This window comes from Pseudomonas sp. RW3S2, from assembly GCF_014268955.1.
In the GTDB taxonomy this organism is placed as follows: Bacteria; Pseudomonadota; Gammaproteobacteria; order Pseudomonadales; family Pseudomonadaceae; genus Aquipseudomonas; species Aquipseudomonas wayambapalatensis.
Genome location: NZ_JABWRM010000060.1, coordinates 1 through 229, shown reverse-complemented (window position 1 = coordinate 229; position 229 = coordinate 1). Strand labels below are relative to the sequence as shown.

1 tRNA gene is annotated in these 229 nt (G+C 61.6%); it reads left to right on the top strand.

Going from position 1 to position 229, the window contains the following annotated elements:
• Nucleotides 1–154 precede the first annotated feature (154 nt).
• Nucleotides 155–228 (top strand) — tRNA-Asp (locus HU748_RS26215).
• The last annotated feature ends 1 nt before the right edge of the window (nt 229 follow it).

The following is a 229-nucleotide window of genomic DNA, read 5'->3' as shown; positions in this document are numbered from 1 at the left end:
GGTGATTAGCTCAGCCGGGAGAGCATCTGCCTTACAAGCAGAGGGTCGGCGGTTCGATCCCGTCATCACCCACCACTTCCTGAGATTGTTCCTGGCCCGGGACGCTTCGAAAGAGGCTTCCTACCAGAGAGGAACAGGACGCAAGTCCACATGCGCAGCGGTAGTTCAGTCGGTTAGAATACCGGCCTGTCACGCCGGGGGTCGCGGGTTCGAGTCCCGTCCGCTGCGC